Annotated in this window: 22 protein-coding genes; 12 read left to right on the plus strand and 10 right to left on the minus strand. The window is 33.4% G+C overall.

The genetic code is table 11. From position 1 onward, the window contains the following. Position 1: 1 nt before the first annotated feature. Together ppk1 and FA045_RS04660 are read right to left on the minus strand one after the other, a co-directional pair. Positions 2–2059, minus strand: coding sequence for a polyphosphate kinase 1 (gene ppk1, locus FA045_RS04655; RefSeq protein ID WP_136874957.1), 2058 nt, complete (start codon positions 2057–2059; stop codon positions 2–4). A 106-nt stretch (positions 2060–2165) separates the two neighbouring features. Then, positions 2166–2756 (minus strand): hypothetical protein, encoded by a 591-nt coding sequence (locus tag FA045_RS04660; RefSeq protein ID WP_136874959.1) that lies wholly within the window; start codon positions 2754–2756, stop codon positions 2166–2168. A 76-nt stretch (positions 2757–2832) separates the two neighbouring features. Between FA045_RS04660 and FA045_RS04665 the strand changes: the two genes are divergently transcribed. Next, a complete protein-coding gene (locus tag FA045_RS04665) occupies positions 2833–3324 on the plus strand; it encodes a YajQ family cyclic di-GMP-binding protein (RefSeq protein ID WP_136874961.1) in 492 nt (163 codons plus the stop codon). A gap of 113 nt (positions 3325–3437) precedes the next feature. Further along, entirely contained in the window at positions 3438–3875 is a 438-nt protein-coding gene (locus tag FA045_RS04670) for a GNAT family N-acetyltransferase (RefSeq protein WP_136874963.1), read from the plus strand. A gap of 53 nt (positions 3876–3928) precedes the next feature. Here the strand turns inward: FA045_RS04670 and FA045_RS04675 are convergent, their stop codons facing one another. From FA045_RS04675 to FA045_RS04690, 4 genes are all read right to left on the minus strand, one after another. Then, on the minus strand, positions 3929–4891 hold the full coding sequence (locus tag FA045_RS04675) for a glycoside hydrolase family 43 protein (protein WP_136874965.1): 963 nt from the start codon (positions 4889–4891) through the stop codon (positions 3929–3931). 131 nt (positions 4892–5022) lie between these two features. Next, on the minus strand, positions 5023–5979 hold the full coding sequence (rlmF, locus tag FA045_RS04680; protein WP_136874967.1) for a 23S rRNA (adenine(1618)-N(6))-methyltransferase RlmF: 957 nt from the start codon (positions 5977–5979) through the stop codon (positions 5023–5025). Then, on the minus strand, positions 5979–7292 hold the full coding sequence (locus FA045_RS04685; protein WP_136874969.1) for a nicotinamide mononucleotide adenylyltransferase: 1314 nt from the start codon (positions 7290–7292) through the stop codon (positions 5979–5981). The genes rlmF and FA045_RS04685 overlap by 1 nt, the downstream gene beginning before the upstream one ends. 181 nt (positions 7293–7473) lie before the next feature. Further along, entirely contained in the window at positions 7474–7905 is a 432-nt protein-coding gene (locus tag FA045_RS04690; protein ID WP_136874971.1) for an Hsp20/alpha crystallin family protein, read from the minus strand. A gap of 76 nt (positions 7906–7981) precedes the next feature. On the opposite strand from FA045_RS04690, the gene FA045_RS04695 reads away from it, so the two are divergent. Then, entirely contained in the window at positions 7982–8467 is a 486-nt protein-coding gene (locus tag FA045_RS04695) for an acyl-CoA thioesterase (RefSeq protein WP_136874973.1), read from the plus strand. Here FA045_RS04695 and FA045_RS04700 read toward each other — a convergent pair. Then, a complete protein-coding gene (locus FA045_RS04700) occupies positions 8464–8823 on the minus strand; it encodes a dihydroneopterin aldolase (RefSeq protein ID WP_136874975.1) in 360 nt (119 codons plus the stop codon). The two genes, FA045_RS04695 and FA045_RS04700, sit on opposite strands and share 4 nt — an antisense overlap. A gap of 125 nt (positions 8824–8948) precedes the next feature. Between FA045_RS04700 and FA045_RS04705 the strand changes: the two genes are divergently transcribed. Genes FA045_RS04705 through FA045_RS04725 form a run of 5 tightly spaced genes read left to right on the plus strand, consistent with a single transcriptional unit; the run spans position 8949 to position 11969 of the window. After that, positions 8949–10139 (plus strand): acyl-CoA dehydrogenase family protein, encoded by a 1191-nt coding sequence (locus tag FA045_RS04705; RefSeq protein WP_136874977.1) that lies wholly within the window; start codon positions 8949–8951, stop codon positions 10137–10139. 6 nt (positions 10140–10145) lie between these two features. Continuing rightward, on the plus strand, positions 10146–10532 hold the full coding sequence (locus FA045_RS04710; RefSeq protein ID WP_136874979.1) for an SRPBCC domain-containing protein: 387 nt from the start codon (positions 10146–10148) through the stop codon (positions 10530–10532). Next, positions 10532–10888 carry a DUF1801 domain-containing protein gene (locus tag FA045_RS04715; RefSeq protein WP_136874981.1) on the plus strand — a complete coding sequence of 119 codons (357 nt, stop codon included), beginning with the start codon at positions 10532–10534 and terminating at the stop codon, positions 10886–10888. Before FA045_RS04710 ends, FA045_RS04715 begins: the two co-directional genes overlap by 1 nt. 10 nt (positions 10889–10898) lie before the next feature. Beyond that, positions 10899–11696: a putative periplasmic lipoprotein gene (locus tag FA045_RS04720; protein WP_136874983.1), complete on the plus strand. Its 798-nt coding sequence runs from the start codon at positions 10899–10901 to the stop codon at positions 11694–11696. A 57-nt stretch (positions 11697–11753) separates the two neighbouring features. Then, positions 11754–11969: a hypothetical protein gene (locus tag FA045_RS04725; RefSeq protein ID WP_136874986.1), complete on the plus strand. Its 216-nt coding sequence runs from the start codon at positions 11754–11756 to the stop codon at positions 11967–11969. Positions 11970–11994: 25 nt separating this feature from the next. Here the strand turns inward: FA045_RS04725 and FA045_RS04730 are convergent, their stop codons facing one another. The 3 genes from FA045_RS04730 to FA045_RS04740 form a co-directional block, all read right to left on the minus strand. Then, the gene (locus tag FA045_RS04730; RefSeq protein WP_136874988.1) at positions 11995–13002 is read right to left on the minus strand and encodes a glycosyltransferase; all 1008 of its coding nucleotides are present in this window, start codon (positions 13000–13002) and stop codon (positions 11995–11997) included. Beyond that, entirely contained in the window at positions 12983–14146 is a 1164-nt protein-coding gene (gene lysA / locus FA045_RS04735; protein ID WP_136874990.1) for a diaminopimelate decarboxylase, read from the minus strand. The genes FA045_RS04730 and lysA overlap by 20 nt, the downstream gene beginning before the upstream one ends. A 178-nt stretch (positions 14147–14324) precedes the next feature. Next, positions 14325–15638 (minus strand): aspartate kinase, encoded by a 1314-nt coding sequence (locus FA045_RS04740; protein ID WP_136874992.1) that lies wholly within the window; start codon positions 15636–15638, stop codon positions 14325–14327. 173 nt (positions 15639–15811) lie between these two features. Here FA045_RS04740 and FA045_RS04745 point away from each other — a divergent pair, with 173 nt between their 5' ends. The 4 genes from FA045_RS04745 (at position 15812) to FA045_RS04760 (ending at position 20339) form a co-directional block, all read left to right on the plus strand. Next, positions 15812–17545 carry a phospho-sugar mutase gene (locus FA045_RS04745; RefSeq protein WP_136874994.1) on the plus strand — a complete coding sequence of 578 codons (1734 nt, stop codon included), beginning with the start codon at positions 15812–15814 and terminating at the stop codon, positions 17543–17545. Between the two features lie 122 nt (positions 17546–17667). Beyond that, a complete protein-coding gene (locus FA045_RS04750) occupies positions 17668–18063 on the plus strand; it encodes a hypothetical protein (RefSeq protein WP_136874996.1) in 396 nt (131 codons plus the stop codon). 387 nt (positions 18064–18450) lie between these two features. Beyond that, a complete protein-coding gene (locus FA045_RS04755; protein ID WP_136874998.1) occupies positions 18451–19290 on the plus strand; it encodes an MbnP family protein in 840 nt (279 codons plus the stop codon). Positions 19291–19295: 5 nt separating this feature from the next. Further along, a complete protein-coding gene (locus tag FA045_RS04760) occupies positions 19296–20339 on the plus strand; it encodes a cytochrome-c peroxidase (RefSeq protein ID WP_136875000.1) in 1044 nt (347 codons plus the stop codon). Position 20340 lies beyond the last annotated feature (1 nt).

The following is a 20340-nucleotide window of genomic DNA, read 5'->3' on the forward strand; positions in this document are numbered from 1 at the left end:
GTTATTGATGTTTATTTTTTAAGTAATTATAAGTTTGTACTTGTGCTCTAACTTTAGTTCCTAATCTATTTTTGTGGTATTTATTATTATTTAGCTGATTAATGTCTCTAGCTTTTATATTGTCTTGTAGCTGAAAATCGATAATATCCTTAATCTCTTGCCTAACCTCATCATCTAAAACTGGGAAACCAACTTCCACCCTGTGTTCAAAATTTCGGCTCATTAAATCTGCCGATGAAAGGAACATTTCTTCTTTGCCATTATTGCCAAAAATAAATACCCTTGCATGCTCCAAAAATTTATCGATGATACTAATTACTGTTATATTTTCACTAAAACCAACAACACCAGGAACTAAGCAGCAAATTCCTCGAACAATTAACTTAATTTTTACACCTGCATTGCTTGCATCGTACAATTTCTCTACAATACCTTCATCAGCCAAGCTGTTTACCTTTAAAATCATGTAGGCGGGTTTACCACTTTTAGCAAACTTAATTTCACGATCTATTAACCCATAAATTTTATTTCTTGATTCTAGTGGCGATACAATTAAATGTTTAAAGCCCTTAACGACTGTTCTTTTATTGAGTGCGTTAAAGAGTTTCAATAAATCTGCGGTTATTTCTTTTTTAGCCGTAAAAATGCTATGATCGCAATAAATTCTGGCAGTTTTTTCATTAAAATTACCTGTTGCCAAATTAGCGTAATACACCGCTTTTCTTCTTTCAATTCGCTTAACCAAACAAATTTTTGAGTGAACTTTATAATCAGTTAATCCATAGTTTACGTTTACCCCTTCTTCCATTAATCTGTTCGTCCAAAAAATATTCGCTTGCTCATCAAACCGGGCTTTCAGTTCTACTACGCAATTTACTTTTTTACCATTTTTAACAGCGTTGATTAAGGCATTAACTACTTTAGAATTTTCGGCTAAGCGATAAAGTGTGATGTTGATTTCGGTAACTTTAGGATCAATTGCTGCTTCGCGTAAAAATAAAATAATGTAATCGTAAGATTGATAAGGTAAATTAACCAGATAATCTTTTTCAGCTAACTTATTGAAAATACTTTCTGTTCTATGCAAACCACGAACTTTTAAAGGCACATTTGGCGCATATTCTAAATCTTTACTGCCCACATTTGGAAATGCAATAAAATCGCCAAAACGATGATACCTATTTCCTGCAATCAAACCCTCTGCTTCTATTTTAAGCTTAGTTACTAAAACCCCCAACATCTCAAAAGGCATGGCAGTATCATACAATAAACGCATTGGTTTACCCTTTTTACGCTTATCTAAACTGGTTTTTAGTTCTTCAATAAATTTGTCGCTTACATTTTTATCAATATCCAGCTCGGCATCTCTAGTTAATTGAATAGAAAATGCTTCAATCTGATCGTAATTAAAAACGTAAAAAATATCATCTAAGCAATATTTGATAATATCTTCGGCCAAAATGATAAATTTTAGCTCATTTGTTTCTGGCAAAACCAAAAACCTAGGCAAAAGCACAGGCAATTCAACAAGTGCAAACTTTTCAGTCTTTTTATTCCCATTTTTTGATAATCGAACAAAGAAATATAATCTCCTGTCTTTTAGCTCAGGAAAAGGTTTATCCAAATCAATAAGAATTGGAACCAGATTAGATAAAATTTTATCTCTAAAATGTTCTCTTACAAACTCACCACGAGCAACGTTAAGCTGTGTATCATTTAAAATAAATATTTTGTTTTTCGCTAAGCCATTAATAAAAATATCCTGAAAAAGACTTTCGAATTTGCGCTCGTGCTTTACAACAATATTTTTGATTTCGTTGAGCACTTTTTTGGCATTAAAGCCTAACAACTCTTTAGTTTTATCATTTAGGTTTACCAACCTACTCAAAGTTGCTACCCTTACCCTATAAAATTCTTCTAAATTTGATGAAAAGATAGATAAAAACTTAATGCGCTCTATCAATGGCACGCTTTCATCTGCAGCTTCCTGCAAAACACGTTCATTAAAATATAGCCAGCTTAATTCTCTATTTAAAAATGGAAGTTTTTTCTTCGGCATGTAGTAAAATCAAAAAAATCCTCCATTGGGAGGATTTTCAAATCTGCAAATTTTAAAGTTAAATTAGTGTTAAATAAAAGCTAATTCAATTAAAAATTTAATATAATTATTTCTTTGTAGTAGTGCTTGTTTTTGTAACTGGTGCTGCTTTCTTTACAACAGCTTTAGGTGTTGCTTTTACAGCTTCTTTTTTAACTGCAGTAACAGCTTTTGTAGTTGCAGATACTGCTTTTGTGGCTGCTGTATTCGCTTTTACAGCAACCTTTTTAACAGGTGCCTTTGTTGCCAAAACAGTAGCTTTAACGGCTGCAGCTGGTTCTACCTTAACACTTGTTGCAACCGGCTTTGCTTTTTTAACTGCCTTTTTTACAACCTTTGTAACCGATTTATCTACTTTTTTCATCAGTTTAGAAGCATCTTTTTTAGCCAATTTTAACTTTTTAGGCGCCTCTTTTTTAGCCGATGACGTTACATCTTCAATTTTATACTCTACAGCAGATTTAACTTCTTGAAATTTCTTAGAAAGTTTCTTTGCTGCAGATTTACTCATTTTAGCAATATCATCTGCAATTACTTCGGCATTATGGCCTAAACCTTTAACTGCCTCTAAAAATTTATCGGTTAAACTTTGTTCTATTTGTTTTTTAACCGCTTTTTTAGTGGTTTTCTTTGTTACTTTACTTTTATTGGTTTTCATAATTATTTTAGCGTTTTTTGTAATGGTAATTATATTTTACTAAATCTATTAATTTTTAATCATTTAACTAAACATCATGCCATCTTTCGATATTGTAAGCAAAGTAGATGCCCAAACTTTAGATAATGCCATCAACAATGCAAAAAAAGAAATTTTAAATCGTTTTGATTTTAATAGCTCTAAAAGCACAATAGAATTGGATAAAAAGACAAATTCTATCACTATTGTAACTGAAGATGATATGCGTTTAAAAGCAATTACCGATTCAATTATTTCTCGTATGATGAAACAAAATTTAGACCCTAAAAGTTTGGATTTCGGAAAAGAACATGCAGCATCTGGCAACATGATTAGAAAAGAAATCAATATTAAAGAGGGTATTGAAAAAGAAGCTGCTAAAAAAATAGTCGCAAAAATTAAAGACAGTAAAATCAAAGTTCAAGCATCAATGATGGATGATCAAGTTCGTGTAACCAGCAAAAACATAGATGATTTACAAAAAGTAATTTCTTTATGCAGAGGCGAAGATTTTGGTCAGCCTTTGCAGTTTATAAATATGAGGAATTAATAATGAATGAATTTTGAATGATTGAAGGATTGAATAACCCGCTACCCCAACTTCTTGCATTTGCATTCTGTTAATTCTCTCATTCAAAATTCAATCATTGAAAATTATAAACTATGGAAATAAACGACAACGGTTTCATTTTTTCTGACGATGTAAATTTAGTTGATGTAAAAGCAGTACATCACTATTTAAGTACTCAATCTTATTGGGCGAAGGGAATTCCTAAAGAAACTGTACAGAAATCGATTGCCAATTCACTTTGTTTTGGCATTTATAAAGATGGTAAACAAGCAGGTTTTGCTCGTTGGGTAACAGACAGAGCTACTTTTGCCTACCTGTGCGATGTGTATATAGAAAATGATTTTAGAGGATTAGGTTTATCCAAAAAACTAATGTCATTAATGCTTTTTCATCCAGACTTGCAAGGTTTAAGAACTTATTGCTTGGCAACTTTAGATGCACATCAATTATATGCACAATTTGGTTTTAAAGCAGTTGCTAACCCAGAAAAGCTAATGGAAATTCGTATTAAGGATATCTATCACAAATAAAAAAGGGAAAATATATAATTTACATTTTCCCTTTTCCATCTTACTTTTTACCTCTACAACTTATTCTTCTTCACCCCTTCTTTTGTAATCTTAACAGGATTGATCAATCCATCTTTGTCAAAAGTCATCATATCTATACAAGTTACGCGATGATTACCATCTTTCTCTCCGATTGGTCTGCGGTGGTAAACGATGTACCACAAATCTTTTTTTGCATCGTTTATCACAGAGTGATGACCTGCACCTCTTGCAATTTCTGGATCTTGAGTTAATATTCTTCCAATTCTTTTAAACGGACCTAAAGGCGAATCAGCAATGGCATAAGCTACATAATAATTCGGGCCAGTCCAACCACCTTCACTCCACATAAAATAATATTTACCATTCTTCATAAACATAAAAGAGCCTTCTGTGTATCCTTCAGGCGTAATTTCCTTAAATGTTGATCCATCTTCAAATGGCACAAACCCAGTAAAATCATTGTTCAATTTTGCAATGTTACAATGAGACCAACCCCCATAAATTAGATAGTAAGATCCGTCTTTGTCTTTAAAAACGTACTGATCTATCGGCTGTGCCTTATTATAAAATTTATCAACTAAAGGTTTACCTAAATGATCTTTAAACGGACCTTGGGGTTTGTCTGAAACTGCTACGCCAATACCACCAACTTCATTATCGCTTTGTATATCATTGGCGCCAAAAAACAAATAATATTTACCATCTTTTTGAGTAATTGATGGTGCCCACATCGCTTTATTTGCCCACTTTATTGATGCTGTATCAATAATTCGTTCATGTTTTTTCCAAGTAATTAAATCTTTTGATGAAAAGGCATCCATAAAAACCTGCTCTCTATACTTTGCAGAATAGGTAGGATAAACCCAATAAGTTTTACTGAAAATTTGCGCTTCTGGATCTGCGTACCAACCTGGAAAAATTGGATTACCCGAAGTTTGTGCTTGCGATAGCATCGGAAACATCAATAAGAGATAGATAAATCGTTTTAGTTTCATAATGCAAGATAATAAAATGATTTAATAAATATAAACCTCATTGCTGAGGAACGAAGCAATCCTACAACTATCGCTATTTTTTTACATACCGCTTTTGGTGTACTTAGTTACATGAATGATTAAAAATTAAACTACCAACCCTTAACCCAATCTTCTTGCTGTTTTGCATTTAAGAAAGTCCAAGCTACAATACGTGTAATTTTGTTACCAGTTCTCATTTCACTTGTTCTAATTTCAGCTACTTCTGCCCTATCTAGCATAGCATAAATACCACCTAAGTTTTCGCTTTTTGAAACCAAACTAGTAAACCATAAACACTGATTTTTAAATAATTTACTTTCTGCAATCAATTGTCCAATAAAAGCCACTTCGCCACCTTTAGTCCATAACTCTGTATTTTTACCACCAAAGTTTAACACTGTGTTAGCGTAATTTTTATTTCCTAAATTTCTATTTTTTCTTTGCGAACCTGCACTTGCTTCTTCTGCTGATGCATGGAAGGGAGGATTGCAGATCGTTAAATCAAACTTTTCTTCTTTATGGATGATATGATTAAAAACCGCAGATTTTGATATTTGTAACCTAATCTCCACATTGTTTTTCAATGCTGAATTTATTTCAACAATGTTTTTAGCTGATTGCACTGCAATACTATCAATTTCTGAACCAACAAATTGCCAACCATATTCTTTGCAACCAATAATTGGGTATACACAATTTGCACCAACTCCAATATCTAAAACTTTAATCTTTTTCCCATTTGGGATATTTTGGGCATTACAAGATGCCAACAAATCAGCAGCATAGTGGATGTAATCGGCCCTGCCCGGAATTGGTGGACACAAATATCCTTCTGGGATATCCCAAAAATCAATTTGATAAAAATGTTTTAAAAGTGCTTTATTTAAGGTTTTTACTGCAGCAGGATTGGCAAAATCAATAGATTCATCATCATATTTATTTACAGAAACATATTGGGCTAGTTCAGTACATGATAAAACTAAAGTCTTAAAATCATACCTAGATTTATGTTTATTCCTTAGGTGTAAGCTGCTTTTTTCTGCTTCAAAGTTTTTCTTCTTCTCCATTAGGCAGTTTTTACATCATCTTCACTGTAATCTTTAATATCGGTAATGTATCCATTTAACAAAAGAAAATCGAACAATGGTTTTGCATCATCAGTAACAGGCATATTTGCTGTAGAAACCACTGTGTTTGTTTTTTTATCTAAAAACGGATAAGCAAAAAGTTTTACGTTTTGTGTAAACATATCACTTACATAAGCCAATAGCTGACTTGTATAATTTTCTCCAAAATTTTTGGAATTAAAAACGAACTTTAAGTTGTTAATATTTGTAGAAATGCCCACACTTTTAGGCTTGCATCTACTTAAATATTTTGCCAATCTATTGTGGCGGGTAAAATTAGAAACAATAACCAAGTTACCTGTTGCACACATTTCTTCTGCTCTTAAAGCAACTGCTTCCAAATCAATATCATCAGGAGTTTCTTGATCGTCTGTTAATACATTGGTTAGCAAAACTTCAATCATAACAGCCAAATTACCATCTTGAACTTGGTTGGTGCGCTTAAACTGATCTGTCGCTTTATTAAACAAATTAAAGTTTGGCAATGATTTCTGACCATATTTGGTACGCAAAATCATGATGTCTTTTTTGTAAAGTAAATCTTTCGCTTGTCTCGGGTGACTATCCTCATCAAATATTGCAGCTGCTGAAAAATCTTTCATGATTAAATAAAGATTAAGCAACATATTATTTACTCCTTCAAAAGCTGGTCCTTTAACTGATATCAAATCAATCTCAACCGAGCCTACAGTTAAATTATCAACCAACGATTCTATCATCACCTTTGGTTCGTGATAATGATAAAAGGCGGCATAAACCAAATTTACACCAATAATTCCCAGCACACGTTGTTGCATGTTTACATCGGTATCAAACAACCTTACATGAAAAAATATTTCGTTTGGCAAACCTCCAGGTTCTGTTTTAAAACAAATACCAACCCAACCATGTGGTTCATTTGTACGCTTAAAATTTAGAGTAGTTACGGTATTTGCGAATGCAAAAAATGTACGATGATCGTATTTTTCGCCAAGCAAGCGTTCGTTTAATAAGCTAAACTCATGCTCTAACATCCTTAAAAGCCTATTCTGACTTACATATCTACCAGAAGCTTCTGCTCCGTAAATGGCATCACTAAAAGTCATATCATAAGCCGACATGGTTTTAGCAACGGTACCTGCGGCTGCTCCAGCTGTAAAAAAGTTACGAGCTACTTCTTGCCCAGCTCCTATTTCTGCAAATGTGCCATAAATTTTTTCGTTCAAATTTATCTTTAACGCCTTACGCTTGGTATCAAGGATTTCTCTTTCCATACTGCAAAAGTAACAAATTGGTTCATTAGTTCATTGTTTCATTAGTTCATTTGTACGATTAGTTAGTCTGTTTACCCATTCAACCCAGTGAACAAATGACACCAATGAACTTGATAAAAAAGAAAAGGCGACACCTTTCGATATCGCCCTCTCAACCTTAAACTTAAATTAAACTATTGTGTTATGAAACTACAATTTCTTTATGCGTGTTTTTTGCTTCATCTTGCTTTCCAATGGTGATGGTTAAAATTCCGTTCACATATTCCGCACTAATTTTTTCTGCATCAACTCCTTCTGGTAAAATAAATGATCTTGCAAATGAATTGTACTCAAATTCTTTACGCGTATAATCTTTCTTTAAATCAGCTTCAATTTTTTTCTCGGCCCAAACAGAAAGATTGTCTTTTTTTAAATCTATTTTAAAATCCTCTTTATTTAAGCCAGGTGCCGCTAATTCAATTTTATACTCATTTTCATTTTCACAAATATTTACGTTTGGTATTTTATTTATGCCCTGATTTTTATTTAATGCATCACTAAACAAAGAATCAAATACATTGTTAAAGTATGGTGCGGTGTTTCTGGTTTTGTTGTTAAATTTTACTAAAGTCATTTTAATATCCTCCGTTATTTTATTTTTTTTAAGTTATAATTGTTCCTATTCAAACCCTATTCCAAACCTAAAATATATGTTTTTCAAGTCATTTTGGCGCACAAAAGAAAAATCAGCAGACAAAAAGTCAGTTGAACTAAGTAATAAAGACAGTTTTAAATACAAAACTAGTTTAGAGACAAGGTTTGCAGACTTTGATATGATGGGACATGTGAATAATGCCGTTTACTTTACTTACATGGAAATAGGCAGAACAAAATATTGGAGCCACGCCATTAAATGGGATTGGCAAAAGACTGGAGTAGTAATAGGAAATGCATCTATAGATTATATTGCGCCAATATTCATCAATGATAAAATTCATATTTATGTGAAAACTTCGAGAATTGGAACAAAAAGTTTTGATTTGGAGTATTTGATTGTTAAAGAACAAAATGGAACTGAAATAATTTGTAGTAGAGGCAAAACAGTTTGTGTTGCTTATGATTATGCTACTAAAAAACCTGCTCCCATTCCAGATAAGGAAAGAGAGAAAATGGTAAATTTTGAACAGCTACCTTAAATTGCCTTAAAACTTAATTGTACAAATGAACACCCAACTTCACCAGGCATTGGCGGATTCATTTTTTTAATACCTACCGTAGCAGTTTGTATAAATGGATATTTTTGAATGATATGATCAATAATTATTTTCACAACCGTTTCTAGTAATTTTTGGGTTTGCTTCATCGCATTAGTCAGTATTGCGTTGATTTCTTCATAATTTACAGTAACATTCAAATTCTCAGTATCGATATTTGGTGTAAAAGTAACTTCTACATCTACCAAAAAATGGCTGCCAATGAGTTGTTCTTCTGGATAAAAACCATGAAAAGCTTTAAATTTTACATCTCTTAAGGCTACAGTTTGTACAAACATTGTGTTTAAATTATTTAATTGATGTTTCTAGGGTAAAATTTAATTTTACCTCATTTTGATTGGTGATTACACTAAATTATTAACTTTGGAACAATCACTCTACTTAACCAAATATAGTGTAAAACATGAATAAATCAGCTAAAAAAGACCTTTACGACGCTCCAGATTATTACCAATTAGACGAACTTTTATCAGAAGAACATCTACTAATCCGTTCTACGGTAAGAGATTGGGTAAAAAAAGAAGTTAGTCCAATAATTGAAGATTATGCACAAAGAGCAGAATTTCCTAAGCATTTAATTAAAGGATTAGGAGAAATTGGTGCTTTCGGACCAACTATACCAGTTGAATATGGTGGTGCTGGCTTAGATTACACAGCTTATGGTATCATTATGCAGGAGATTGAACGTGGTGACTCTGGAATTAGATCTACTGCTTCTGTACAAGGCTCATTGGTGATGTACCCAATTTACGCTTACGGAACTGAAGAACAACGCAAGAAATATTTACCAAAATTAGCCACAGGCGAAATGATGGGATGTTTTGGTTTAACAGAACCAGATCATGGATCAAACCCTGGTGGAATGGTTACCAACATTAAAGACAAAGGCGATCATTATCTGTTAAACGGTGCCAAAATGTGGATCTCAAACGCTCCATTTGCAGATATCGCAGTAGTATGGGCAAAAGATGAAGAGGGAAAAATACGCGGGCTAATTGTAGAACGTGGCATGGAAGGTTTTACCACTCCAGAAACCCATGGCAAATGGAGCTTACGTGCATCGGCTACCGGAGAATTGGTTTTCGACAACGTTAAAGTGCCTAAGGAAAATATTTTCCCTGACATTAAAGGCTTAAAAGGACCTCTAGGTTGTTTAAACCAGGCTCGTTATGGTATTGCATGGGGTGCTTTAGGTGCAGCTATGGATTGTTACGATACTGCACTACGCTATTCTAAAGAGCGCATTCAATTTGGTAAGCCAATCGGCGGATTTCAATTACAACAGAAGAAATTGGCAGAAATGGTAACTGAAATTACTAAAGGACAATTGTTAGTTTGGCGTTTAGGTGTATTAAAAAGCGAAAACAGAGCAACAGCAGAACAAATTTCCATGGCAAAACGTAACAGTGTTGAAATTGCTTTAGATATTGCTCGTAATGCCCGCCAAATGTTAGGCGGAATGGGTATTACAGGTGAATATTCAATTATGCGCCACATGATGAACTTAGAATCTGTTGTAACTTATGAAGGTACGCATGACGTTCATTTATTAATTACTGGTATGGATGTAACTGGATTAAACGCATTTAAGTAAACTCTGATGAAATCGTTTAAAAAATACTTACCCCTACCAGCACCACCCGAAGAAGTGTATTTGGCCTTAACAAAAGCACAAAGCATACAATTATGGACAGGCGCAGAAGTTGAATTTACAGAAGAACCAGGAACTGAGTTTTCTTACTGGGATGGAGATATAGTTGGAAAAAACATAGAATTTGAGCCTAATAAAAAAATTGTTCAACAATGGTATTTTGGCGAGGATGGAGAACCTTCGATTGTCACCATCAAATTACATGAGGACAAAAAAGGAACATCTTTAGAATTTCAACAGACCAATATTCCGGACGAAGACTACAAAGACTTTACCGAAGGCATTGAAGAATATTTTTTAGGTGGCTTAGCCGATTTCTTCGAAATTGAACTGTAATGATTAGTGAATTAAATCAATTTTATTTAAAGTTTGAGGAACCTACTCAAAGTTGCTTATTAGCTTTAAGAAATTTGATTTTAAAACATGATGTAAATATTACTGCAGAATGGAAGTACAAACTTCCATTTTTTTATTTTAAAGGCAAAATGCTTTGTTACCTCTGGATACACAAAAAATACAAGCAACCTTACATTGGTTTTGTTGATGGAGGCTTAATTGATCATCCAGATTTACTACAAGAAAAAAGAGCTCGAATGAAAATTTTATTGATCAACGAAAATGATGATTTGCCAATTGAAAAAATTAAGGCTATCTTAACTTCAGCAATATATTTTTGTATTAAAAAGAAATAAATTTCCGCTCATGAAAAAAACCTTAATCTTATGCATTGTTGCAATTTTACTTACAGGATGTAGCATTACAAATGCACCTAATTCTTTACCAGTTTTCTATTCTTCTCCTATTGCTTCTAATGATATTTCCTACTTACCAAAACCATTAAGTACAGATAGTACCAAAACTCAAAATTATTTAAGCGCTAGCTTTGCATCTTCTTCATTACCATTAGAAATAGGAACTTTTACAATGGGTTACTTAAATTACAATAGGTCGCACACCTTTAAAAATTTCAATTTCGCATATGGAGCTTTCGGGTTTTATGGAGGTACTGATGATGATGGCTACAACAATGCAATTAGACCATTAGATAAAAATTTTAGTGGTAAAGAATTTTATGGAGGCGGATTGAGATCATCAATAGGTGTTTTTGAAACTTCAGGAAATACAGAATTTAGAATTTTAAACTGGGAAAACACTTTAAGTTTTGAAGGTGGTTCTTATGCGTATTTGAGAAAAAAGTTAAGAAACGATAGTGAACCACTCTCTATAGGTTCAGATAAAACTGTACTTTTTACTACTGGTGGTTCTACCGAAATAATCTGGCGTGGAAGCAAAAACACAAATAGAAACTATGGCTTTAGACTTTTTGTTGGAGCAACAACAGGACTTAAACAAAATATTAATTATACTGAGAATAAACTAAGTGGATTAGCCACAGATTTCTCGTTCTTTTTAAAAATAAAACGTGCTTATGGGGTGTTTAGTCAAGGTTCAAATCTTAGACAATACGGTGGAAAAATTACACTTGGGTACTCTTTATAATCCCGTCTAAAACTTTACATCCAATTTTTTGTTCTAAACCCAACTAAACTAAATATTATGGGCAAATCATTTGGAATTGGATTAATTGTACTTGGAGTAGTATTGTTAATCTGGACAGGCTTTACTTACACCAAAAAAGAAAAAGTTATTGATGCTGGTCCTATTCAGATTTCTGCTGATAGAGAAAAATCTGTAAACTGGCCGCCTTATGTTGGTGGAATTGTCTTAATTGCAGGCGTAATTGTTTTTATAGGCTATAATAAGAAAAAATAGTGTTCTTGATTTGATAAATAAGAATCTAGGGAGTATAAGGTAAATATCTTGTCGTTATATTTTCTTTAAGCTGAGGTGAGGAAAAGTTTAAAACCTCACCATTTAAAACCTTTTCATAAAGTAATAGATAATTCTCTGTCATGTTTTGAGCTGAAAAACTACTTTGCGCAAGATCATGGCAATCTTGTTTATTAAATTGATTTGAGTTTTGAATAGCACTTGCCAACTCACTCCCATTGTTAGATAAAAAACCAACTTTTTCGTTAACTAACTCTGGTAAAGAACCATACGTTGTTGCAAAAACCGGACAACCAAAATATAAACTTTCTATAACCGCTAAGCCAAAAGGTTCATGCCATAACACAGGAAAAATTAATCCATTTGATTGGTTAAGAAATGTTGATTTTTTAAAGTTATCAACCATTCCTCTAAAACGGACGTGGGCATCTAAAGTAAAACGCCATCCCATTTTAAAGTTAAACCGATAGCCACCTAAAACATTTAAATGTTGATTGGATTTTTTGGTAATAGCAATGGCGCCTTTCAAATTTTTCACTTTCCATGCCGCATTAGCTAAAAAATGAAATCCTTTTCGTTGCTTTTTCAAATCTGGCTTTGGATAATTATTCCAGTCTAATCCATTATAAACAAAAGTTTGTGAACCATATCTATTTGCATGATTTTCACTCAAAAAAACACTTTGTTGATCTTGAACATCGCCAAAAGGTACGTTGCCATGAATGGTTACTATATATGGTTTTTTAATCGGCTGGTGTGGGCTAAAGTTAAAATGAACCAAATCTATATCATCAGGTATCTGCTCATTAAACTCCTTATTAGGATCGAAATTTAAGATATTTGCAAAATCACAATACGAACCTTCTTTTACTAAAAAGCTAACTTTATAACCTGCATTAGCTAAAGTTTTACCTAAATCCCAAATCACCCTTTCGGTACCACCATAAAGTAATGCCGGTATTTTAAATGGGGCAACTATTAAAATATGTAGCTTTTTATTCTTCAGAATAAGCATACCGCAAAGTTTCTCTCAAATTATAGTTTGATGCCATCACTTCTCCATAAGCGCCAGTGCTTCTAATTGCAATTAAATCGTTTCTAAATGTTTCTGACAACTCAACTTCTTTTCCAAAGCAATCCGTGCTCTCGCAAATAGGACCAACTACATCGTATTTTGTTGAGCGTTCGGCGTTTGGGGTTTGGGGTTGACTTATATTTTCTATTTTATGATAGGCTTGATATAAAGCTGGTCTCATCAACTCTGTCATCCCTACATCTAATATTAAGAAATTTTTCTTCTTCCCGTTTTTAACATATAAAACTCTACTTATTAACGATGAACATTGCCCAACTAATGCTCTACCCAATTCAAAATGAACTTCTTGATATGGTTTAATCGTTAAAAAATCAGCAAATATTTTAAAATAAGCGTCAAAATTTGGTATTTGTTGGTTCGGATTATGATAATCAATTCCTAAACCACCACCAACATTTAAAACAGTAACTTTAAAGCCATGGTCTTCGAACCAAGCGGCAAATTCATTAACGCGAACACAAAGGTTCTTATAAACATCTAAATTGGTAATTTGAGAACCAATATGAAAGTGGATACCAATAAATTCAAGGTTTGCAGATACCTTCAATACATCGGCACACGCCTGCATATCCCAAGAGTTTACGCCAAATTTATTTTCATCTAAACCAGTGGTGATGTTTGCATGGGTATGTGCATCAACATTTGGATTAATTCTAATGGCAACCTTAGCTATTTTATGCTTTTTTTCTGCTAATTCGTTTATTACCGATAGCTCTTGAACAGATTCTACGTTAAAACAAAAAATATCTTTATCTAAAGCATCATTAATTTCTTTGTCTGATTTACCAACACCAGCAAAAACCACCTTTTCATTTTTAAAGCCTACTTCAATCGCTTTATTTACCTCGCCACCACTAACACAATCAGCACCAAAACCAGCAGCTTCAATTTTAGCTAAAACCTTCGAGTTAAAATTTGCTTTCATGGCATAGTGTACATGAAATTGATGAACATCTGCAGCCTTTTTACAAGCATTTAATGTACTTTTAAGCAAATTTAAATCGTAATAATAAAATGGAGTTTCTAATTTAGAAAAATGTGCTATATCTTTATCGGAAAACATACTCTTGAAATTTCTATTAATAATTTTTTTGGTCTTTATAACCGTTGTTTATATTGGCAATTATCTCGACTACAGAAAAGGTAATATTACTCGTGCAGAATTTGAACGCAGAATAAGATTTACAATTATTTTAGCGCTAATTATCATCTTTCTTTATTTCTTCTTTCGGAAAAAATAATTATTCGAATATTCTGTTGTGTAAACTTCTTAAAGCCTCTACTTTATGATCTGTGTTTACCAATAAAGATATATTGTAAGCGCTCCCACCATAAGAAATCATCCTAATGGGAATGTGCTTAATCGAATCTAAAACTTTAGCGGCATAGCCATGTTTTTCTGCTCCAAAATCGCCCACTACACAAACAATAGATTGGTTTTTATCAATCTCTACACTTCCAAACGAGTTCAGTTCTTTTACAATTTCATCTAAATTATCAGTAAAATCAATGGTTAAAGAAACTGCAACTTCAGAAGTGGTAATCATATCAATAGGCGTTTTATACCTTTCGAAAATTTCAAAAATCCTCCTTAAAAAACCATAGGCCAACAGCATTCGGCTCGATTGAATTTTAATCGCAATAATACCATCTTTAGCCGCAATAGATTTTATTTTACCTTTTTCGCTTTCGGTGCTAATTACCGTACCTAAAGCTTTTGGCTCCATCGTATTTAGCAAACGAACCGGAATTTTATATTTCTGTGCTGGAAAAACAGATTGTGGATGCAAAATTTTAGCTCCAAAATAAGCTAGCTCGGCAGCTTCATCAAAAGATAAATGAGAAATTGGCTTAGTACCTTTTACTATTCTCGGATCGTTGTTGTGCATTCCATCAATATCAGTCCAAATCTGAACTTCTTCTGCTAAAATTGCTGCACCTAATAATGAAGCAGTGTAATCACTTCCGCCTCTGCGTAAATTATCTACTTCTCCAAAACTATTTCTACAAATAAAACCTTGGGTAATAAATAAATTATTGCCTTTATGTTGGTCTAAAATTGGTTGTAAATGTTTAGTTGTAAATGGAATATCTGGTTCGTTATCCTCATCAATTTTCATAAAATCTAAAGCTGGTAAAAGTACCGAAGGCACTCCTATCGATTTTAAATAAATATGATATAACGTTGTTGATAACAATTCGCCTTGTGCTAAAACCACTTTATCTTCAATGTGCGTAAACATATCATTTGCCAAAGTAGCCAAGAAATTAAAATGATAGTCAACAACTTCTTGCCCTTGAGCTCTAAAATCGCCTTCTGGCAATAACTCAATTACAAAATCATTATACTTTTGGTGTAACGCCTTAATTAATGAGGTAGCCTCCTGCTTTTCTTCTTTTAATAATTTTGAAGAAATTTCTACTAAACTATTTGTTGTACCAGACACAGCTGATAAAACTACAATTTGCTCTTCTGCCGGATTGATGATATCCAACAATTTTTTCATGCGTTCTGGGCTACCTACAGATGTACCACCAAATTTTAATATCTTCATTTTATTTTTAGAATGCGTTTTTTTCTTATTATTGTATTGGGGCGTGAAAATAGTGAAAAGACCGCTAAATTTAGCCTAAATGACAAAATAAAATTCTGATAACGTTATCGTAAATTGATGTGAACAATTTTAATTTTGTTTTGTAGTATATATAAAAATCAATCAAACACTGTATGCAACTAGAAAAATCTACCTTAGACACTATAAATGTGTGGCTTAATGGCAATTACGACCAAAACACGAAAGATGAAATTCAATCTTTAATAGACAAAGAAGCAACTACCGAATTAACAGATGCTTTTTATAGAAGTTTAGAGTTTGGAACTGGTGGTTTACGCGGAATTATGGGTGCAGGCTCTAACCGAATTAACAAATACACCATCGGTACTGCCACGCAAGGTTTAGCCAATTACCTTAATAAAAAATATAGTGGCGAAGAAATTAGCGTAGCAATTGCACACGATAGCAGAAATAATTCTGATGTTTTTGCCAATATTACAGCCGATGTTTTTGCTGCTAACGGCATTAAAGTATATTTTTTTACTGCTTTAAGACCAACTCCAGAGCTTTCTTTTGCGATTAGAGAATTAGGCTGTAAAAGTGGCGTAATGCTTACAGCATCTCACAATCCGAAAGAGTACAATGGTTATAAAGCCTACGGAAGTGATGGCGGTCAGTTCACTTCGCCAGATGATAAAATGGTGATGGATGAAGTAGCCGCAATTAAAAGCATTGATGAAGTAAAATTTGATAGAATAGACAGTAATGTAGAAAGCATTGGCGAAAATATTGATCAACTTTATTTAGATAAAATTACAGAACTTTCGGTTTCTCCTGATGCAATTGCTCGTGAGCACGATTTGAAAATTGTGTTCTCTCCTATTCATGGTACAGGCATTACTTTAGTACCACAAGCTTTAGCTCAATTTGGTTTTACAAATGTTAACATAGTTGAAGAACAAAGTGAGCCTGATGGCAACTTCCCAACGGTTGTTTATCCTAATCCAGAAGAAAAAGAAGCTTTAACATTAGCTTTAAAAAAAGCTGCAGCTATTGATGCTGACTTGGTTTTAGCTACAGACCCTGATGCCGATAGAGTTGGTATTGCAGTTAAAAATAACGATGGAGAATTTGTATTGCTAAACGGTAACCAAACTGGTAGTTTATTAATTAATTATTTATTAACCGCTTGGGAAGAAAAAGAAAAACTAACTGGTAACGAATACGTGGTTTCTACCATTGTAACCACAAGTTTAATCAAAGCCATTTGCGATGCTAAGGGAGTTGAGTATTTTAATACCTTAACAGGATTTAAGTGGATTGGACAAGTAATGACCCAAAATGAAGGTAAAAAAACCTTTATTGCTGGTGGCGAAGAAAGTTATGGTTATTTAATTGGCGATTTAGTACGTGATAAAGATGCGGTAATTTCATGTGCATTTATAGCAGAGATGACTGCTTTTTACAAAGACAAAGGCAGCAGTTTATACCAAGCCATGATTGATATGTACGTTACTTATGGCATGTACAAAGAAGATTTAGTATCGATTACCAAAAAAGGTAAAACTGGAGCTGAAGAAATTAAAGCAATGATGGAGCAGTTCAGAAATAACCCTCCTGCAAAATTAGGCGGTTCTGATGTGGTTACCTTAAAGGATTACGAATTAAATAAAGAAACCGACATTAAAGCTGGTACAAGCAAAGAATTGGGTTTCCCTAAATCTGATGTTTTGCAATTTATAACTGAAGATGGCAGTATCATTTCTGCTCGCCCAAGTGGTACAGAACCAAAAATTAAATTCTATTGCAGTGTAAATACACCTTTGGCAGCTGCCGAAGATTTTAAAGCAACAGAAGAAAAATTAGCTGATAAGATTAAAAAGATTATGGAAGATTTGCAAGCATAATTAATATGTCAGTCTGAGCGTAGTCGAAGACTTATAATTAAGGTTGGTGCCAAAAGCATCAACCTTTTTTATGTCAGCCAAAACACAGGTTTTTAAATTTTAATATACAAAAACTAATTCCATTGTCTACATTTGCAGCAATGACAGCGTTTAGAAAAATTATTGCGATTTTTTTATTACTTGGAATTGTAACCTCAAGTTTCAATCAATGGTTGTTATTTTCTACTTATTCGCTAAATAAAGAATACATCTCTACCGTTTTATGTACCAATAAAGACAAACCTCACTTACATTGTGATGGTAAATGTTTTTTAGACATTAAACTAAAGGAATTAGAACAAAAAAACAATCAACATCAAGATACTTTAAAAAGAATAGTAGAAACATTAGCGCCAGCTTATGCAAATTTGCTACCTCAAGTTTTTGAAACGTATCTTGAAAATATACCAACTCCTTATTTACTACCACAACCACAGGGTAAAGTAGTGTCTATTTTTCAACCGCCAAAAACGGTTTAACATTTATTTCTTGCTATTAATTTTTCTGTTTTCAGCTTTGCTGGATATTTAAAGAATTTTCGTCATTGCAAACCAATTTTTTTTAAATCGGGAGCGGCAATTTCCTTTCAATTTATTTAACAATTTGGAAAGACACCGCTTCGCTTTAAAGTAATGAAGATGAATGATCATCATTTAATAATGAGCTTAATTCTTTGTTTGAACACCATCAGATACAAATAGCCATTCTTAAAACTGTCTTTAGCAAGAAATAATCTGCTGTTTATTTAGCGTGTGCTAAATCCATATAATGATTGAATGAAAAAATCATCAATCAACATTAAACACGAATTAAATTAAAACTTACCAATAAAAATTGATGGTAAGTGCATTCCTATATTTCAAAAAATGAAAAAATTATTATCTATTATATCATTAGCCGCTGCATTATTAATTTCTTGTTCAAAAGAAAACGAAACAACTCCAACATTCGATGAGAAAAATCTGGCTCCTTTTTCTATCGAGTTTGATAACATTGTTGGCGAAAGAACTTTTTCTATCAACAATACTGCTAGTTTGTATACCAATGCAGCTGGCGAGAAATTTTCTATCTCAAGGCTGCAATATTTTATTAGCAACATTAAGGTGGCAACCGCCGATGGTAAAACCTATGCCGTACCCCAAGAAAAAAGTTATTTTTTGATTAATGGAGCAGATAAAACTACCCGTTTCGCAAAAGTAGAGGTTCCTGTAGCCGATTATACCAAAATATCATTTACCCTCGGTGTTGATAGTTTGCGCAGTACGATGGATTTATCAAAACGCACAGGTGTTTTAGATCCGGCAACTGGTGGCGGACATGATGGCGGTGGAATGTATTGGGGATGGAACTCTGGCTATATTTTTTTCAAGTTCGAGGGTAACTCAAATGCAATCTCTGACGATGTAAATGGTGATCCCACTGGTAAAAAACAATTCAAATACCACATTGGTGGATTTGGAGGTTACTCTGCTCCTACCATCAATAACATCAAAACAATTACGGTCGATTTAACAACGGCTGGTATTGCAAAAGTTAGAAAAGATAGGCAAAGTAATGTGCATCTTTTTGTAGATGTGATGAAGGTTTTTAACGGAAAAAATACTGTCAGCCTTGCTGCAAACCCAAATGTCATGTTTAGCCGATACAGCACAAAAGTTGCTGCAAATTTAACTGAAATATTTAAACACGATCATACAGAAAACTAATCATCATGAATAAAAAACACTTTACAGTTTTATTTGTGATGGCCATAATTGTGTTCGCTTGTAAAAAAGGTGAACCAATTGTTACTCAAATTGAAGCATTTATCGGTTTCCAAAAGCCGGCTAATTTTCCTGATCCGGTTTACAACTTTGCCAATAACAAAGTAACCAAAGAAGGTTTTGAATTGGGGCGATCGCTGTTTTACGAGCCAAGGTTATCACGCAACAATACCATCACCTGTGGTTCGTGCCACATTCAATCATCTGCATTTACGCAGCATGGGCATGATGTAAGCCATGGTATTGACGACCGTTTAGGAACCAGAAACTCACCTCCTATTATGAATTTAGCTTGGAACAAAGCTTTTAATTGGGGCGGTGGTGTTTTTGATTTAGATCTACAGCCCATAATCCCAATAACCACACACGAAGAAATGGACGAAAACCTGGAGAATGTGTACAATAAGTTAAGAGCAATGCCAAAATACACCAACATGTTTAAGGCGGCATTTGGCACAGAAGAAATCAACACTGCTCGCTTTATGAAAGCACTTTCTCAATTTATGTTAATGTGTATCAGCAGTAATGCTAAATATGATAAGGTTTTAAGGAAAGAACCCGGCTTTTCATTTACAACAGAAGAATTAGAAGGTTATACCATTTTTAAAGACAAATGCGGCTCTTGCCACAAAGAACCTTTATTCACTGATGGCTCTTTCAGAAACAATGGCTTAGGTATTAGTCCTGTAAATGACAAAGGTTTGTATGCAGCAACATTGGTTGAAACTGATAAATATAAATTCAAAGTTCCATCCTTAAGAAACCTAAAATATACAGCTCCATTTATGCACGATGGTAGATTTTTAAGTTTAAATGCCGTTTTAGAACATTACAATTCGGAGATTGTTGCCACCCAAAACCTTGATCCATTACTAAATCGAAGCAAGTTAGGTATTGCTTTAAGTGCAAACGACAAAACAAAAATTATCGCCTTTTTAAATACACTTAACGATGAAAATTTCATCAATAACAAGCTTTTAGCAGAACAATAAA

The sequence above is a fragment of the Pedobacter cryotolerans genome, assembly GCF_005116475.1.
Classification (GTDB): domain Bacteria; phylum Bacteroidota; class Bacteroidia; order Sphingobacteriales; family Sphingobacteriaceae; genus Pedobacter; species Pedobacter cryotolerans.

What these genes read in the sequence shown, in the direction of transcription:
- ppk1 (WP_136874957.1), bottom strand. Translation starts at nt 2,059, where the DNA reads ATGCCGAAGAAAAAACTTCCATTTTTAAATAGAGAATTAAGCTGGCTA.
- FA045_RS04660 (WP_136874959.1), bottom strand. Translation starts at nt 2,756, where the DNA reads ATGAAAACCAATAAAAGTAAAGTAACAAAGAAAACCACTAAAAAAGCG.
- FA045_RS04665 (WP_136874961.1), top strand. Translation starts at nt 2,833, where the DNA reads ATGCCATCTTTCGATATTGTAAGCAAAGTAGATGCCCAAACTTTAGAT.
- FA045_RS04670 (WP_136874963.1), top strand. Translation starts at nt 3,438, where the DNA reads ATGGAAATAAACGACAACGGTTTCATTTTTTCTGACGATGTAAATTTA.
- FA045_RS04675 (WP_136874965.1), bottom strand. Translation starts at nt 4,891, where the DNA reads ATGAAACTAAAACGATTTATCTATCTCTTATTGATGTTTCCGATGCTA.
- rlmF (WP_136874967.1), bottom strand. Translation starts at nt 5,979, where the DNA reads ATGGAGAAGAAGAAAAACTTTGAAGCAGAAAAAAGCAGCTTACACCTA.
- FA045_RS04685 (WP_136874969.1), bottom strand. Translation starts at nt 7,292, where the DNA reads ATGGAAAGAGAAATCCTTGATACCAAGCGTAAGGCGTTAAAGATAAAT.
- FA045_RS04690 (WP_136874971.1), bottom strand. Translation starts at nt 7,905, where the DNA reads ATGACTTTAGTAAAATTTAACAACAAAACCAGAAACACCGCACCATAC.
- FA045_RS04695 (WP_136874973.1), top strand. Translation starts at nt 7,982, where the DNA reads ATGTTTTTCAAGTCATTTTGGCGCACAAAAGAAAAATCAGCAGACAAA.
- FA045_RS04700 (WP_136874975.1), bottom strand. Translation starts at nt 8,823, where the DNA reads ATGTTTGTACAAACTGTAGCCTTAAGAGATGTAAAATTTAAAGCTTTT.
- FA045_RS04705 (WP_136874977.1), top strand. Translation starts at nt 8,949, where the DNA reads ATGAATAAATCAGCTAAAAAAGACCTTTACGACGCTCCAGATTATTAC.
- FA045_RS04710 (WP_136874979.1), top strand. Translation starts at nt 10,146, where the DNA reads ATGAAATCGTTTAAAAAATACTTACCCCTACCAGCACCACCCGAAGAA.
- FA045_RS04715 (WP_136874981.1), top strand. Translation starts at nt 10,532, where the DNA reads ATGATTAGTGAATTAAATCAATTTTATTTAAAGTTTGAGGAACCTACT.
- FA045_RS04720 (WP_136874983.1), top strand. Translation starts at nt 10,899, where the DNA reads ATGAAAAAAACCTTAATCTTATGCATTGTTGCAATTTTACTTACAGGA.
- FA045_RS04725 (WP_136874986.1), top strand. Translation starts at nt 11,754, where the DNA reads ATGGGCAAATCATTTGGAATTGGATTAATTGTACTTGGAGTAGTATTG.
- FA045_RS04730 (WP_136874988.1), bottom strand. Translation starts at nt 13,002, where the DNA reads ATGCTTATTCTGAAGAATAAAAAGCTACATATTTTAATAGTTGCCCCA.
- lysA (WP_136874990.1), bottom strand. Translation starts at nt 14,146, where the DNA reads ATGTTTTCCGATAAAGATATAGCACATTTTTCTAAATTAGAAACTCCA.
- FA045_RS04740 (WP_136874992.1), bottom strand. Translation starts at nt 15,638, where the DNA reads ATGAAGATATTAAAATTTGGTGGTACATCTGTAGGTAGCCCAGAACGC.
- FA045_RS04745 (WP_136874994.1), top strand. Translation starts at nt 15,812, where the DNA reads ATGCAACTAGAAAAATCTACCTTAGACACTATAAATGTGTGGCTTAAT.
- FA045_RS04755 (WP_136874998.1), top strand. Translation starts at nt 18,451, where the DNA reads ATGAAAAAATTATTATCTATTATATCATTAGCCGCTGCATTATTAATT.
- FA045_RS04760 (WP_136875000.1), top strand. Translation starts at nt 19,296, where the DNA reads ATGAATAAAAAACACTTTACAGTTTTATTTGTGATGGCCATAATTGTG.